Origin of the sequence: Pseudomonas fluorescens (genome assembly GCF_902498065.1) — a bacterium.
In the GTDB taxonomy this organism is placed as follows: Bacteria; Pseudomonadota; Gammaproteobacteria; order Pseudomonadales; family Pseudomonadaceae; genus Aquipseudomonas; species Aquipseudomonas fluorescens_BJ.
In genome coordinates, this window is sequence record NZ_CABVIR010000005.1 from 396,311 (window position 1) to 412,588 (window position 16,278).

The 16,278-nt window shown below is 62.6% G+C and carries 7 protein-coding genes; 3 read left to right on the forward strand and 4 right to left on the reverse strand.

The window, feature by feature from the left end; all coding sequences use genetic code 11:
• The 3 genes from F8N43_RS20145 to F8N43_RS20155 form a co-directional block, all read right to left on the reverse strand.
• Entirely contained in the window at positions 1–9,243 is a 9,243-nt protein-coding gene (locus F8N43_RS20145) for a non-ribosomal peptide synthetase (RefSeq protein ID WP_150654239.1), read from the reverse strand.
• A 256-nt stretch (positions 9,244–9,499) separates the two neighbouring features.
• Positions 9,500–10,234, reverse strand: coding sequence for a thioesterase II family protein (locus F8N43_RS20150; RefSeq protein ID WP_150633784.1), 735 nt, complete (start codon positions 10,232–10,234; stop codon positions 9,500–9,502).
• A gap of 107 nt (positions 10,235–10,341) precedes the next feature.
• The gene (locus F8N43_RS20155; RefSeq protein WP_150654240.1) at positions 10,342–11,514 is read right to left on the reverse strand and encodes an MFS transporter; all 1,173 of its coding nucleotides are present in this window, start codon (positions 11,512–11,514) and stop codon (positions 10,342–10,344) included.
• A gap of 239 nt (positions 11,515–11,753) precedes the next feature.
• On the opposite strand from F8N43_RS20155, the gene F8N43_RS20160 reads away from it, so the two are divergent.
• Together F8N43_RS20160 and F8N43_RS20165 are read left to right on the forward strand one after the other, a co-directional pair.
• The gene (locus F8N43_RS20160; RefSeq protein ID WP_150654241.1) at positions 11,754–13,577 is read left to right on the forward strand and encodes a glycoside hydrolase family 15 protein; all 1,824 of its coding nucleotides are present in this window, start codon (positions 11,754–11,756) and stop codon (positions 13,575–13,577) included.
• A gap of 170 nt (positions 13,578–13,747) precedes the next feature.
• Positions 13,748–14,137: a hypothetical protein gene (locus F8N43_RS20165; RefSeq protein WP_150633781.1), complete on the forward strand. Its 390-nt coding sequence runs from the start codon at positions 13,748–13,750 to the stop codon at positions 14,135–14,137.
• On the opposite strand, the gene F8N43_RS20170 is transcribed toward F8N43_RS20165, so the two are convergent.
• Entirely contained in the window at positions 14,113–15,105 is a 993-nt protein-coding gene (locus F8N43_RS20170; protein WP_150654242.1) for a GlxA family transcriptional regulator, read from the reverse strand. The genes F8N43_RS20165 and F8N43_RS20170 overlap by 25 nt on opposite strands.
• Before the next feature lie 90 nt (positions 15,106–15,195).
• Here F8N43_RS20170 and inhA point away from each other — a divergent pair, with 90 nt between their 5' ends.
• Positions 15,196–15,891, forward strand: coding sequence for an isonitrile hydratase (inhA, locus tag F8N43_RS20175; RefSeq protein WP_150637593.1), 696 nt, complete (start codon positions 15,196–15,198; stop codon positions 15,889–15,891).
• The last annotated feature ends 387 nt before the right edge of the window (positions 15,892–16,278 follow it).

Here is a 16,278-nt window from a genome sequence, read left to right on the forward strand (position 1 = left end):
TCAGTCCGCAGTGCTGTGCGTTGCCGGCGTGCCGCGACGACGCTTGATCGCCATGCGCCCGCCCAGCAATGCCTTGCGTTGTTCGTTCAGGCGCGCATCGGCGCGGCGCTGCACCTCGGTGGCCAGGTCCAGCAATTGGCTGACCGTCAGCTCGTCAGCGCGCAACAACGCTTGCAGCACCGCCTCGATTTGTTCGAACAGGCTTTCCAGCGTGCTCGGCAAGTACTGCCCGGCGGGTGTTTCGAAACTCAGGTGAATGTGTTCGGCCTCGTTGTAGAACGCAGCGACCATGCCGATCTCGGCGGCTTGCCGGCCCGACGGGAAATCCTCGACCAGCAAACCGTCCATGGACGGCAAGCGACCGACGCCTTCCTGATAGATCAACTTGATGTCGAACAACGGCGAACGCCCGGCCCGACGCGGCAGACGCAACGCTTCCACCAATCGCTCGAACGGCAGGTCCTGATGGTCCGAAGCCTCCAGAACCGCACGGCGACAGGCGTGCAACAGTTGCCCGGCAGCCTCGTCAGCATTCACATCCACTTGCAGCACTAATTGGTTAACGAAGAAGCCGACCATTTGTTCAAGCTCAACTTGATTTCGGTTGGCGATATCGGTGCCGATGCGCACGCGACTGACCTCCGCGCGCTGGCGCAACACCAGGGTGAAGCCGGCCAATAGCACCATGAACAGCGACAATCCACGCTGTTGGGCGAAGTCGCGCAACTGCTGGCTCAACGTCGCATTCAAGGTGAAATGTTGGCTGGCGCCTTCCTGCGCCTGACGCTGATCGCCGTCGCCCGGCAGCTCCAATACCGTTTGCGGTTGGCCAAGGCGCGCGACCCAGTAATCGAGCTGACGTTGCAGCTCGCCGCCCTGCTCCAGCCACTGGCGCTGCCATTTGGCGAAGTCGGCGTATTGCACGGCGTGTTCCGGCAACTGCGCAACGCCGCCCTGATTGAACGTCGGATACAGCGTCACGAATTCATTGATCAGAATCCGGAACGACCAGTCATCCGCAGCGATGTGGTGCACCGTCAGCAGCAACACATGCTCCTGATCCGCGACCTGCAACACCCGCACCCGCAGCAGCGGCCCATTACGCAGATCGAACGGCTGGGCGACTTCCTCACGGGCCAGTTGCGCGGCTTCGACGTCCGGCGCCGGCAAATGCCGCAGGTCGCTGGCGACGAAGTTCAACGGCAGTTCGGCGTGTACCCGCTGCCAGGCCTGGCCGTCTTCCTCATGGAACGTGGTGCGCAACACGGCGTGGCGTTGCACCAGGGTCTCGAACGTCTGCTGCAGTGCCGACAGGTTCAACTCGCCCCGCAACCGCAAGGCGCCCGGCATGTTGTACATCGAGCTGTCCGGTTCCAGATTCCACAGGAACCACAACCGCTGCTGGGCAAAGGACAACGGCTGGCGGTCGCCGGAGTGGTCCGCCACCAGTGCCGGGCGTTCACAGGCATTGGCGGCGTGCCGCAGAGCGTGCACCTGAGCGGCGAAATCCTCCAGGCGCGGATGTTCGAACAGACTGCGCAAACTCACCGACAGGCCCAGACGCTGGCGAATCTGCGACACGATCTGCGTGGCCAGCAACGAATGACCGCCCAACTCGAAGAAGCTGTTTTCGCGATCGACACGGGCAACCTGCAACACCTGCTGCCAGATCTGCGCCAGTTCAATCTCCAGCTCACCTTGCGGCGCGGTGCCGGCCACCGCGTCCCAAACCTCTGGCGCCGGCAGCGCGGCGCGGTCGAGTTTGCCGTTGCGGTTGAGCGGCAACGCGTTCATCACCACCAGTTGCGCCGGCAGCATGTACTCCGGCAGACGCTCGCCCAAGGCCTGGCGCACGGTTTCGGTAAGTTGACGCGAATCGGCATTCGGCGACACCGGCACGACATAACCGATCAGTTGCTTGCCACCGACGCCTTCGTGCACCAGCACCGCCGCTTCGCTGATCATCGGCAAGCCTTGCAGGTGCGCTTCCAGTTCGCCCAGCTCGACGCGGAAACCGCGAATTTTCACCTGGTGATCGATGCGTCCCAGGTATTCCAGCGCACCGTCTTCGCGATAGCGCGCCAGATCGCCGCTGCGGTACAGACGTGCGCCCGGCGTGGTGGAAAACGGATCGGCGATGAAACGCTCGGCGCTCAGCCCCGGACGCTGGTGATAGTGCTGGGCAATGCCGGCGTCACCGCCGATGCACAACTCGCCCACGCAACCGGTTGGCAACAGATGACCTTCGCTGTCCAGCACGTACAACGCCCGACCGGGCAAGGCGCGGCCAATCGGCACGCCGAGCAGGTTTTGCGTGTCGGCCAAAGTGCACAGGTGCGTGCTGGAGACCACCGTGGCTTCGGTCGGCCCGTAGGTGTTGAGCAAGCGCACGTCGCCGAGGCCGGCGGCATGCCAGAGTTTCAGGCCTTCCAGCGACATGGCTTCGCCACCGACGTGGACCTGACGCAGCCGACCTTTGTCACGCTGAGGTTGAGCGGCCCATTCCTGGGCCAGCAAGTACCAATAGGCTGCCGGCAAATCCGCCAGGGTCACGCCCTGTTCGATGATCTGCCGGTACAAGGTGTCGGTGTCCCACAGTTCATCACCGCGCAACACCAGCGCCGCACCCACGCAGAGCGGCGGGTAGCACTGCTCGACAAATCCGTCGAAGCTGAACGTGGCGAATTGCAGCACGCGGTCGTCGGCGCTGAGTTGCGAATAGTCCGCCGCAATCACGCAAAACTCGCGCAGCGCGGCGTGGGCCAGGCACACGCCTTTCGGCCGGCCAGTGGAGCCGGAGGTGTAAATCAGGTATGCGAGGTCTTCGGTACAGGCGAGGTTGACCGGGTTGGCCGTGGAAAAGCCGGCCAGCGCCTGCGCCGTCAGCGCCAGACGCGGCAAGCCTTCGGGCAGCGCGACATCGGCCAGCAGCTCCGGTTGCGCCAGCAGCAGGTCCATCCCGCTGTCTTCGATCATGTAAGCCAGGCGTTCGGCCGGGTAGTCCGGGTCCAGCGGCACATAACCGGCACCGGACTTGAGGATCGCCATGAGGCTGACGATCATCTGCGCATTGCGCCGCACCGCCAGGCCGACTCGTTGTCCCGGCGCCACACCGTGCTCGCGCAGGCGATGGGCGAGCTGGTTGGCCTCGGCGTTGAGCTGTGCATAAGTCAGTCGTTCGTTGCCGACGATCACGGCCCAGGCATCAGGGGTACGTGCGGCCTGTTGCTCGAAACGTTGATGCGCCAGCAATGGACTGTCCAGCAGCGGCGCGGCGGGACGCGAGCCCAGCAACGCCTGGGCTTTTTGCCTGGCGTCCAGGAGGCTGACAGCCCCCAGAATCTGTTGCGGCTGCGCAACGAACTGCTCCAGTACATGCAGCAGGTTCGCACCCAGCCGCTCGATCTGCACGGCGCTGAACAAGGCCTGATCGAAACTGAATTCCAGACGCAGGCTGGCGCCGACTTCGATGCCGAGGGTCAGCGGGTAGCTGGTGATTTCGTGATTGCGCAGTGCGCCGAAGGTCAGGCCCGCCGGTGCGCCTTGCTTCAGCGCTTCGGCCACCGGGAAGTTTTCAAACACCAGCAAGCTGTCGAACAGCGCGTTGCCCTGCTGCCCGGCCCAACCCTGGATGTCGTAGAGCGGCACATGCTCGAACTCGCGCAGGCTCAGGTTCAACGCTTGCAGCTCATTGAGCCATTGGCTGACTGGCTGAGTGGACGACGGCGCAGTAATGATCGGCAGAGTGTTAATGAACAGACCCAACTGTTGCTCGATGCCCGGCAACGGTGCGGAGCGCCCGGCAATCGTCGCGCCAAACGCCACACACGCTTGACCGGTGTAGCGCTGCAACAGCAGACCCCACGCGCCCTGCAACAAGGTATTGAGGGTGATTTTCTGCTGTCGGGCGAACTCCGCCAGGCGCTGCATGGCGGCGCTTTCCAGTGTCAGGTGATGCTCGCCCATGCCACGCCCGTCGACCGGTGCCGGCAAGGCGTGCGCCAGCAGCGTCGGGGTTTCGAGGTCGGTCAGCGCCTGCTTCCAGAAGTGCTCGCCCGCCGCCAGTGGTTGCTGCTGAATCCAGCCCAGATAGTCGCGGTATTGCCCCAAGGGTTTGGCCAGTGTTTGCCCGGCGTAATGCTGAATCACCTCACCGAGCAACTGCGCGTTGCTCCAACCGTCCGTGAGGATGTGATGACTGGTGTAAATCAGGTGCCAGGCGTCGCTGCTTTGGCGTACCAGCATCAGGCGCAACAGCGGCGCGGCACTGAGTTCGAAACCACGGCTGCGCTCTTCGGCGGCCAACGCATCGAGGTCGATATCGACGGTCTCGATCACCTGCAATTGCAGGTCGATCTGGCGATGGATCACCTGATGCGCAGATTCCAGACCCAACCAATGGAAGCTGCTGCGCAAAATGTCGTGACGATTGATCGCCGCTTGCCACGCTCGACCGAAGGCTGCCAGTTCCAGCCCCTGAATATCCAGGCGCAGTTGGTTGATGTAGGCCTCGGCCTGCGGCTCATACAGGGTGTGGAACAGCATGCCCTGCTGCATCGGCGTCAGCGGATAAATGTCCTCGATGGCCGCTGCCGCGACCGGCAACGCGTCCAGCTGCGTCTGATTGATCCGCGCCAGCGGGAAGTCCGACGGCGTGACCTGCCCCGCCGGTGTGGCGCAGCAATGTTCGATCAGCGCGGTGAGTTCTTCGGTGTAGGCAGCGGCCAGTCGCTGGACGGTGCTGTCGGCGAACATGTCGCGGCTGAAGCCCCATTGCAGCGAGAGCTGACCGCCATAGACCTGGCTTTCCAGGGTCAGCCAGTTGGCCAGCGGCGCATCGTCACCCTGGGCCTGACCGCCGCTTTCCAGAGCCGGTACAAACAGCGCGTCCTCATCGAATTGGCGGTCGAACTGGCCGAGGTAGTTGAAGGTGATCCGTGGCGCCGGCAACCCTTGCAGGGACTCACGCTGGGCCGGCTCGCCGAGGTAGCGCAGCAAGCCATAACCCAGCCCTTTTTCGGGGATGGCGCGCAGTTGCTCCTTGATCGCCTTGATCGTATTCGCCGTGTCGGCCTGAGGTCGCAGGCGAACCGGGAACAGGCTGGTGAACCAGCCCACGGTGCGTGTCAGGTCGAGGTCGTCGAACAGGTCTTCACGGCCATGGCCTTCGAGCTGGATCAGCGTCGAGTGATGCCCGGTCCAACGGCAGATCACCCGCGCCAGCGCCGTCAGCAGCAAGTCATTGACCTGGGTGCGATAGGCCGCCGGGGCTGTTTGCAGCAACTGCCGCGTCAACCCGGCGTCGAGCTTCGATTCGATTTTGTGGCCGTGGCGATGCTGCAAGCTACCCAGCGGGTTTTCACAGGGCAGGTCGCGGGCATCGGCGTGTTGTGCCTGCCAGTACGGCAGTTGCTGATCCAGCGTGGGGGCATGTTCTTGCAGGTGTTTGGCCCAGTGTTGATAGGCGCTGGTTTTGTCGGGCAACGTTGCGGCGCCGCCAACCGCCAGTTGCCCATAGGCCTGCTGCAAGTCTTCGAGCAGCACCCGCCAGGACACGCCGTCCACCGCCAAATGGTGGATCGCCAGCAACAGACGTTGCGTGCCGTCGTCGAGGCTGACCAGCAGCCCGCGCAGCAACGGCCCGTCCGCCAGATCAAGGCTGCGTTGTGCTTCGTCGCACAGGGCCGACAACACCTCGGTTGAAGCGGCGTGCCGCTGCCACAATCCGGCCGTTTCGACCGGCGATCCGTGGCGCTGCTGCCAGCCTTCGGCACTCTTGGTGAAACGCAGGCGCAAGGCATCGTGATGGTTGATCACCGCAACCAGCGCGGCTTCCAGTGCTTGAGGGTTCAGCGCCTCGCGCGGCGTCAGCAGCAAGGACTGGTTCCAGTGTTGCGGCTGCGCGATGGCGTGCTCAAAAAAGTAATGTTGCGCCGGGGTCAGCACCACCTCGCCGCTGACCGGCCCTTGGTCAATGGAGCTGCGGTTGTCGAACGCCGCCACCAACGCGAGGCTGCGCACGGTCTGGTACTGGAAGAGATCACGCGGACTGAGGCGGATGCCGGCCTGACGGGCGCGGCTGACCACTTGAATGGAGATAATCGAGTCACCGCCCAGCTCAAAGAAGTTGTCTTCGAGGCCCACGCGTTCCAGGCTCAGGACGTCCTGCCAGATCTGCGCCAGCGCCGTCTGCATGGCATCTTGCGGGGCGACGAACGCTTGTTGCGGCGCCGCGTCCGGTTGCGGCAGGGCCTTGCGGTCCAGTTTTCCGTTGGCGGTCACCGGCAAGGCATCGAGCGGCATCAGGTAGGTCGGCACCATGTATTCCGGCAAGCTACTCAGCAGCCAGGCCTTGAGGGTTTCAGGCCACTGCGCCTCGACGCTTTCCAGCACCAGATACGCCACCAGATGCTTGCCGCCCTGCACCAGGACCACGGCTTCGCGCACCAGCGGATGCTGCATCAGGCGGGTTTCGATTTCCCCCAACTCGATGCGCAGGCCGCGCAGTTTCACTTGATGGTCGAGACGGCCGAGGTATTCAATCACCCCGTCGGCGCGCTGGCGCACGCGGTCGCCGGTGCGGTACAGGCGTGCGCCGTCATGGAACGGACAAGGCACAAAGCGCTCTGCCGTCAGCCCCGGACGACGGTGATAACTGCGCGCAAGACCCGCGCCGCCCAGGTACAACTCGCCCGCCACGCCCGCCGGCACCGGCAGCAACTGCGCGTCCAGCACGTGGGTGCGCAGGTTGGCAATCGGCCGGCCGATGGGCACGCTGTCGGCGCCTTCATCAACACAGGTCCAATGGGTCACGTCAATGGCCGCTTCGGTCGGCCCGTACAAGTTGTACAACCCGGCGCCCGGCAACTTGGCGAACACCTGAAGCTGGGCATCCAGCGGCAAGGCTTCACCACTGCACACGATGCGTTTGAGGCGGGTGCAGGTTTCAACGCCCGGCTCGTGGATAAACACCTGAAGCATCGATGGCACAAAGTGCAAGGTGCTGATGCCGAACGCGCCGATGAGGCGGATCAACCGCGCCGGTTCGCGGTGCGCGCCCGGCGGCGCCACCACCAGACGGGCGCCGGTCATCAGCGGCCAGAAAAACTCCCAGACCGACACGTCGAAACTGAACGGGGTTTTCTGCAACACCGAGTCGCTGCCATCCAGCCCGTAAGCCTGTTGCATCCAGCACAAACGGTTGACCAGCGCCGCATGACTGTTGCCGGCGCCCTTGGGTTTGCCGGTGGAGCCGGAGGTGTAAATCACGTAGGCCAGGTTCAACGGATTCACCGACACCGGCGGGCAGGTTTCGCTGTAACCGTCCAGCCAATCCTCGTCCTGATCCAGCGCGATGACCTTGATGCCCTCGGTCGGCAGCGTGCCAACCAAGGCGCTCTGGGTCAGCAACACAGCAATCGCGCTGTCTTCGATCATGTAGGCCAGGCGCTCCGCCGGGTACTCCGGGTCGAGCGGCACATAGGCGCCGCCGGCCTTGAGAATCGCCAACAGGCCAATGACCATTTCCAGCGAACGCTCGACGGCGATGCCGACCAGCACATCGGCGCCGACACCCTGTTCGCGCAGGTAATGCGCCAATTGATTGGTGCGCGCATCGAGCTGTGCATAAGTCAGCTGACGGTCGCCGAACACCAGCGCCGGCGCCTCCGGTGTGCGCAGGGCCTGGGCGTGGATCAATTGATGAACGCATTGCTCGACGGGATAGGCTTCGGCGGTGCGGTTCCAGTCATGTACCAGTATTTGCTGTTCATCCGCCGCCAGCATCGGCAGCTCGCCGACCCGCTGATTCGAATCGACCACCATCGCCTGCAACAGGCGCGTCCAGTGTTGCGCCATACGCGCGATAGTCGGCGCCTCGAACAGGTCGCTGGCGTAGGTCAGCGCAGCGTGCAGCTTGCCGCCCTTTTCGTAGGTGTCGAGGGTCAGGTCGAACTGCGTGGTGCGCCCTTCCCACTCGATCGCGCCGAGTACCAGGCCGGAGGCGGTGCTGATGCTGGACATGTCCGCGACCTGCGGCTGATGGTTGTACATCACCTGGAACAGCGGCGTGTGGCTGAGGCTGCGCTCCAGTTTCAGCGCTTCGACCAGACGCTCGAACGGCAGGTCCTGATGGGCCTGGGCGCCGAGGGCCGTTTCCTTGATGGCGCGCAGCAAATCGTCGACGCGGGTGTGGCCATCGAGCTGGGTGCGCAGCACCTGGGTGTTGACGAAGAAGCCGATCAGGCCTTCGATTTCCGCACGGTTGCGGTTGGCAATCGGCACGCCGACACGGATGTCGGTCTGCCCGGTGTAGCGATGCAGCAGCGCGTTGAACGCACCGAGCAACAGCATGAACAGGGTGATGTTGTGTTTCTGCGCGGTGGCACGCAGTTGCTCGGCCAGTTGCGGGTCGACGGCAAATTCGTAGCGTGTGCCGCGATAGCTTGGCATCGCCGGGCGCGAATGGTCGGTGGGCAACTCCAGCACCGGGTGTTCGTCGCCGAGTTGCGCCTGCCAGTAATCCAGTTGGCGCGCCTGCTCACCCGCCTCCAGCCAGCGGCGTTGCCACAACGCGTAGTCGCTGTACTGGATCGGCAATGGTGGAAGTTGCGGTTGTGCACCGGCCTCGAAGGCGTCGTAGCAGCGGATGAATTCATCGATCAGCACGTTCATCGACCAGCCGTCAGAAACGATGTGGTGCAGGGTCAGCAGCAGGACGTGTTCCTGTTCGGCGAGCTTGAGCAAGGTCACGCGCAGCAACGGGCCGACGGACAGATCGAAGGGCACCACTGATTGCTGCTCTGCCGTTTCGGCGACGGCGCGTTCGCGCTCAGTGGCGGGCAATGCGCTGAAATCCACGTGCTTGATGACCAGCGGTGCGCTGGCCGGTGCTTGGCGCAAGGTGTCGTCGGCCTGGCGCTGGAACACTGTGCGCAAGGTTTCATGACGCTCCACGAGGCTGACGAAGGCCTGCTCCAGCGCTGGCAGGTTCAGCGTTCCAGTCAAACGCACCGCGCCCGGCAGGTTGTACGCGCCACTGTGCGCGTCCAGTTGCCAGAGAAACCACATGCGTTGCTGGGCGAACGACAGCGCCTGACGATCCTCGGCCTCGACACCGGCAGGAATCGGGAACCGGGCGAAATCAATGCCTTCCTTTTGCAAGGCCGCAAGGAACATCTGGCGCTTTTCCAGGGGCAACCCGATAAACCGGCGAGCAAGTTTCAAGGAGTCTTCAGCATTCATTTCTAAGCATCCGGATCAGTGGCGGGAAGCACAAAGGCACGTCGTCCCTATAAAACGAATGCAGACCGGAAAAATTAGCGAATGAGAACAAGTGTCAGCGGGGAGGTGAAACGGGCGCGCCCTTGTAGGAGCTGCGATGCGGCGACCCGACTTGCTGGCGATGAGGCCATGACAGGCGGACATGGATGTTGCCTGCCTGGCCGCCATCGCTGGCAGGCCAGCTCCTACAGGGGGTGCGGAGTCAGGTAATCGAGCGTCAGGCAGTGGTGACCATGGCGTGCCGGCGATGGTGAACCTCAAGCTGATCCTTGATCACCCGCAACACCTTGGCTTCGTGCTCATGGATGAAGAAGTGACCACCGGCCAGCATGTCCACAGAAAAGCTGCCGTGGGTTTCCTTGCTCCAGCCAATCAGTTGCTCGGTGGTGGCGCGATCGGCCTTGCCGCCGAGCACGTGCACCGGGCATTTCAGCAACGGGCGCTGGATCGGTTCGAAACGGCCGCACAGCAGGAAGTCTGCGCGCAGGATCGGCAGCGTCAGGCTCATCAGTTCTTCGTTGGCCAGCACTTCTTCGCGGGTGCCATTGAGAGTGCGCAGTTGCTCGATCAGTTCGGCATCGGTTTTCGGATCGGCGAAACCCTGGTCGTAATCAGCCCGCATCGTCGGCGCGGCCGTGCCCGAGGCAAACAGCGCCACTGGCTCCGGGCAACCCAGCGAACGCAAGGCATGGGCCATTTCGCAGGCCAGCAATGCGCCAAGACTGTGGCCGAACAACGCGTACGGCGCCTTGAGCGTGGCTTTCTGTTCCTGGGCGAGTTGCAGGGCCAGGCGCCGCATGTCGGTGTGCAAGGGCTCGCCGAACCGCGCGCCGCGCCCCGGCAGTTCCACCGGTTGCAGCTTGAGCCACTCCGGCAGTTTGTGCCGCCAGCGGCTGTAGACCATGGCGCTCGCGCCTGAATAGGGCAGGCACAGCAATGTCAGCTGGGTCACCGGGCTTACCTCGAAAAGTTGTCTGTAAAGAGAACGGATGAGGGCCGCAGGGAATTAGTACAGGCTCCCCTTTAGGAGCCGGCTTGCTGGCGCCTACAGGTAAAGCATTATTTCAGATGGCGATAAGTGGGGATTGCTGACCCGAGCACGACGGCGCCAGCGGCGATGGCCACCCAGAACCCGCTGCGCGCCCCGAACGCATCCACCAGCCAACCCGAACTGGCCGCACCAACCGCCACGCCAATGCTCAATCCGGTGACCAGCCAGGTCAGGCCTTCGGTGAGTTTGGCCGGCGGCACGATTCGCTCCACCAACGCCATCGCCACAATCAGCGTCGGCGCAAAAAACAGTCCGGCAACGAACACCGCCAGTGACAACCCGAGAATGTTGCTCGCCAGCAGCAACGGCAACGTAGTCACCGCCGTCGCCACCCCGCCGTACAGAAACAGTCGCGGCAACGGCACTTTCGAGCGCAGTGCCCCGAACGCCAGCCCGGCCAGACAGGAGCCGATCGCGTATACCGACAGCACAATACTCGCCGCCGCCGGTTGGCCCTGCTGCTGCGCGAACGCCACGCTGACCACATCGACCACGCCGACGATGGTGCCCATGGCCAGCATCAACAGCATCAGCAACTGAATCTCGCTGGAACGAATGATCGAGCCCTGATGGTGTTCTTCATGGGGATGAACCGCCGGTTCCGTGTCCCGTTGCAGGACAAACGCGGTGACGCCAATCGCCAGCATCAACAACGCCGCCAACGGCCCGGCCTCGGGGAACGCCACCACACACAAACCTACCGACAACGGTGGGCCGACAATAAAGCAGACCTCGTCGAGCACCGATTCCAGGGCGTACGCGGTTTGCAATTGCGGCTGGCCGCGATAAACCTCGGTCCAGCGCGCCCGCACCATCGCCGACATGCTCGGCATGCAACCGGCCAGCGCCGCGAACACAAACAGCGTCCAGTTCGGCGCCTGCAAACGCGTGCACAGCAACACCAGCAACAGCGCGCCGCCACCGATCAGCGCCGACACCGGCAAGATCCGGCGCTGCCCGAACCGGTCGACAAGACGCGAAACCTGCGGCGCGCAAAATGCCGTGGCCAACGCAAACGTCGCCGCCACCGCACCGGCCAGTCCGTAGCCGCCTTGCAGTTGCGAGAGCATGGTGATCAGGCCGATGCCGGTCATGGAAATCGGCATGCGCGCGATCATCCCGGCCAGCACAAAGGCTCCGCTGCCCGGGGCTTTGAACAGTTCGCGGTAGGGGTTGGCCATGGTTCGGCTCTCGAAAAGGGACTGCAAGTTGCCACAAGGCTGAGCGAGGGGAAAGCGGCTAATTGTTGGTTGAATGTGAAGGCCCCTTTTCTTTCACCAAATGAACTCTGCACCCCCCAAATCAGTCACCTGATTAAGCCCTCGTCTCAAGGCGCCAACCTTCATGCAGATTTCCTTCGACCTCATCGCCCCCCTGTTCATCGACGGCGGCATGAGCCTCTATCCGGAGTTTCGCGGCAATGGCTGATCATCAAGAACGACAAAGCGCCATCGACGCCCACGGCATCATTGGCGACATGCGCAGCGCCGCACTGGTCAACGACAAGGGCAGCGTGGATTTTTTCTGCTGGCCGGAATTCGACAGCCCGTCGATTTTCTGTTCGCTGCTGGATACGCCCGAGGCCGGCATTTTCCAACTGGCGCCGGACCTGCCCGACGCCCGCCGCGAGCAAATCTACCTGCCCGACACCAACGTGTTGCAAACCCGCTGGCTCAGCGAACGTGCGGTGGTCGAAGTCACCGATTTGTTGCCGATAGGTGACAGCGAAGATGATCTGTCGGTGCTGATACGCCGTGTTCGGGTGGTCAGCGGCCAGGCAACGTTTCACATGCGCTGCGCGGTGCGGCATGACTATGCTCGCGCCAAAACCCGCGCGCGACTGGACGAAAAGGACGTGGCCTTCGAGGCCGCCGATCAGCCGTCCATGCGCCTGTCTTCGGATCAAGTGTTGCGTGTCGAGGGCGACGCGGCGTTAGCCGAATTTACGTTGGAACAGGGCCAGGGCGCGCAATTTCTGCTGGGCGGTTTCGACGATCCTCGTTTCAAGGAAGGGGCCGCAGACTTGTGCATGGAGCGCACCTTAAAGTTCTGGCGCGACTGGACCGGCCAGTCCAACTACCGCGGTCGCTGGCGGGAAATGGTCAACCGCTCGGCCCTCGCGCTGAAGTTGCTGACCTCGCGCAAACACGGCGCGATCCTCGCCGCCGCCACGTTCGGCCTGCCGGAAACGCCGGGCGGCGAACGCAACTGGGATTATCGCTACACCTGGATCCGCGATGCCTCATTCACCGTCTATGCCTTCATGCGCCTGGGGTTCGTCGAGGAAGCCAACGCCTACATGAGTTGGCTGCGCGGACGGGTCAGCGATTGCCACGGCAAACCGATGAAACTCAACATCCTCTACGCCATCGACGGTCGCCAGGAACTGCCGGAAAGCGAACTCTCGCACCTGTCAGGCCATGGCGGCGCCACGCCGGTGCGCATCGGCAATCAGGCTTACGACCAGATCCAGCTCGACATCTTCGGCGAACTGATGGATGCGGTGTACCTGGTCAACAAATACGGCGACGCCATCTCCCATGAAGGCTGGAAGCACGCGTCGGAAGTGGTCGATCAAGTCTGTGAAACCTGGCAGCAAAAAGACGTCGGCATTTGGGAAATGCGCGGCGAGCAGCATCATTTTCTGCATTCTCGATTGATGTGCTGGGTCGCGCTGGACCGGGCGATCCGCCTCGCCTCGAAACGCTCCCTGCCCGCCCCGTTTGCCCGTTGGGACCAGACCCGTCAGGCGATCTACGTCGACATCTGGGAAAACTTCTGGAACGAAGAACGCGGGCATTTCGTCCAGCACATCGGCGGCACTGCGCTGGATGGCTCGATGCTACTGATGCCACTGGTTCGCTTCGTCAGCGCCAAGGATCCGCGCTGGCTCGCGACACTCGAAGCCATTCAGAAAACCCTGGTACGCGACGGTATGGTCTATCGCTACCGCAACGAAGAAACGCGGATCGACGGCCTCGACGGCACCGAAGGCGCGTTCGCCGCGTGTTCGTTCTGGTACGTCGAATGCCTGGCCCGGGCCGGTCAGGTGGAAAAGGCGCACCTGGAGTTTGAACAACTGCTGCGGTACGCCAATCCGCTGGGGTTGTACGCCGAAGAATTCGACAGCCATGCGCGGCATCTGGGCAATACGCCGCAAGCGCTGACGCATCTGGCGCTGATCAGCGCGGCGAGTTTTCTGGACCGGAAGTTGAGTGGAGAGAAAAATATCTGGCAGCCCTGAGCCTGCTTAGGCACTCGGGCTCTGTCGACCACGGTCCTACAAGCACTCAACAAAACCGCGCGCCTCCCACCCGGAAATCGTTTGTTGCCACCCATTACATCCCCCACTTAACATCCCCTTCAACGGGTACAGCGGAGCTGTCCAACAAAACCCGAATTCAAGGAACCCGAATGAGCCAGCGCATCCACCGCAGCATCGACACCCCACTCCGATCCGGCCTGAACCGCGATGAACTGTGGGAAGGCCCCGACAAAGGCCTGATCAAATGCTGGGAAATCGGCCGCCAGCGCGCCACCCGTTTTCCCGAAATGGCCCAACAATGCAGGGCCGGTGAACTGCCGGTGCTGGGTTGGAAAGGTGGTGTCAGCCGCAGCCTGAAGAAACTCGAAAAGTACGGATCACTCAAATACCTTGCTCAATGGCAGGGTTTGCGCGGGGAAGATCTGGAGGTTGACCTGGATGAAGAACGGGCATTGACGTGCTCGCGGACCGGAATGGTGGTGACGTTTACGCCGGATCGGGCGAAGTATTTCAATCAGGTAGTGGAAACCGAGGCTTGATCTGCCTCGGAACTCACCGAAAACCGCTCGCGATAGGCTTGCGGCGTCACGCCCATGGCCCGCTGGAAACTGCGCCGCAGCGTCTCTTCGCTGCCGAACCCGCAGTGCACCGCGACCCGTTTGATCGGTACGCCGGTATCGCTGAGTAACCGCCGCGCCGTCTCGACCCGAATCAGTTCGATGGCCCGCGCGGGCGTCTGGCCGGTGTCGGCGCGGTAGTGGCGGACAAAGCTGCGTTCGCTCATGCCCGCCTGTAGCGCCAGGGTGGGAATGCCCAGATCCAGGGTGAGGTGTTCGCTGATCCAGGCATGAAGGTCATCGAATCGGCTGCCTTCCTTTTGCAATGACAGGGTCACGCTGAACTGCGACTGACCGCCCGGACGTTTGAGAAAAACCACCAACTGCTGCGCCACTTCCAGCGCCATGTTGCGCCCCAGGTCTTCTTCGACCATGGCCAGCGCGAGGTCGATGCCGGCGGTGACGCCAGCCGATGTCCAGACCGGGCCGTCATTGATGAAGATCGGATTGGGTTCGACCTGTAAACGCGGGTGTTTTTGCGCCAACTGCTCGCAACGGGTCCAATGAGTGACCACCCGCCGGCCATCGAGCCAGCCGCTGGCCGCCAGTAAAAACGCCCCGGTGCACACCGATGACACCCGCCGGCATCCCGCCCCATGCTCACGCACCCATGCCACCAGGGCCGCATCCTCCGCCGCCGCGTAAACGCCCCAACCGCCGGCAATGATCAATGTGTCGCTGCTTTGCTCGGGCAACGGTTCGGCCAACAGCGCCAAGCCCGCTGACGACATCACCGCCCCGCCGCCGCGGGCAATCACTGTCGGCGCATAAGGCGGTGGCAAGCCTTTCTGGCGGGCAATGTCGTTGGCTGAGGCGAACACCTGTAGTGGCCCGGTGACATCGAGCAGTTGCACGTTGGCGAATGCGAGCACATCAATAGACTTGGGCATGTTTGGCGTAATTCGTGGGGTAATTGGCGTATGCGCCAAATCCTACGAGCCTAGAGTGAAGCCGTCCACCCACTTCACGAGAAAAACACCATGACGTTGCAGATCGGTTTTCTGTTGTTCCCGCAGGTTCAGCAACTGGACCTGACCGGCCCATACGACGTGCTGGCCTCGCTGCCGGACGTGAAGGTGCATCTGATCTGGAAGGACCTGATGCCCGTCACCGCGAGCACCGGCCTGGTGCTGAAACCCACCGTCACCTTCGACGATTGTCCGGCGCTGGATGTGATCTGCATTCCCGGCGGCAGCGGTGTCGGGCCGTTGATGGAAGATGACGAAACGTTAGCGTTCATCAAGGCCCAGGCGGCCCATGCGCGGTATGTCACTTCGGTGTGCACGGGAGCGCTGGTGCTAGGCGCTGCGGGCCTGCTCAAGGGTAAACGCGCGACCACTCACTGGGCGTATCACGAATTGCTCGCGCCGTTGGGTGCAATCCCGGTGAAGGATCGGGTGGTGCGCGATGGCAACCTGTTGACCGGTGGCGGGATCACCGCGGGCATCGATTTCGCGCTGACACTGGCCGCTGAATTGTTCGATAAGGACACGGCACAACTGGTGCAGTTGCAGCTGGAATATGCGCCGGCGCCGCCGTTTGCTTCGGGCTGTCCTGAGACTGCGCCGGTCAGCGTGCTGGAGGATGCGCAGAAACGGGCTGCCGGGTCGTTGAAATTGCGCTCGGAAATCACCGAGCGTGTGGCGGCGAAGCTCGATCAGGTAGCAGTACGCTGATCCATTCCTCGGTGAAGCCAAAGTCTGGCTTCACCGAGGACTTTCCATCGCCCACAAAAAAACCCGCCTAAGCGGGTTTCTCAAGACCATTTCGACATCCTGTCAGCAGCCATCCAGGCCTATGGTCGATCATCCGTGATCCTGAGTGCATCCTGCGACTCAGTTGATGAATCCAGATTAACTGCATTGTTCATGCGTAAACAGACGACATACCCGCGCTCTGGTGTAAGCCATTGACCATTTTGTCGAACTCATCCGCCAAAGCCCTTTCGACAGACGAAAAAAAACCCGCCGAAGCGGGTTTTTCCCAAGACCATGTCGACTCCCTGTCGATAGCGTTCCTTGCTGATGGCCGATCATCCATGATCCCGAAGCACTTCCTGTGTT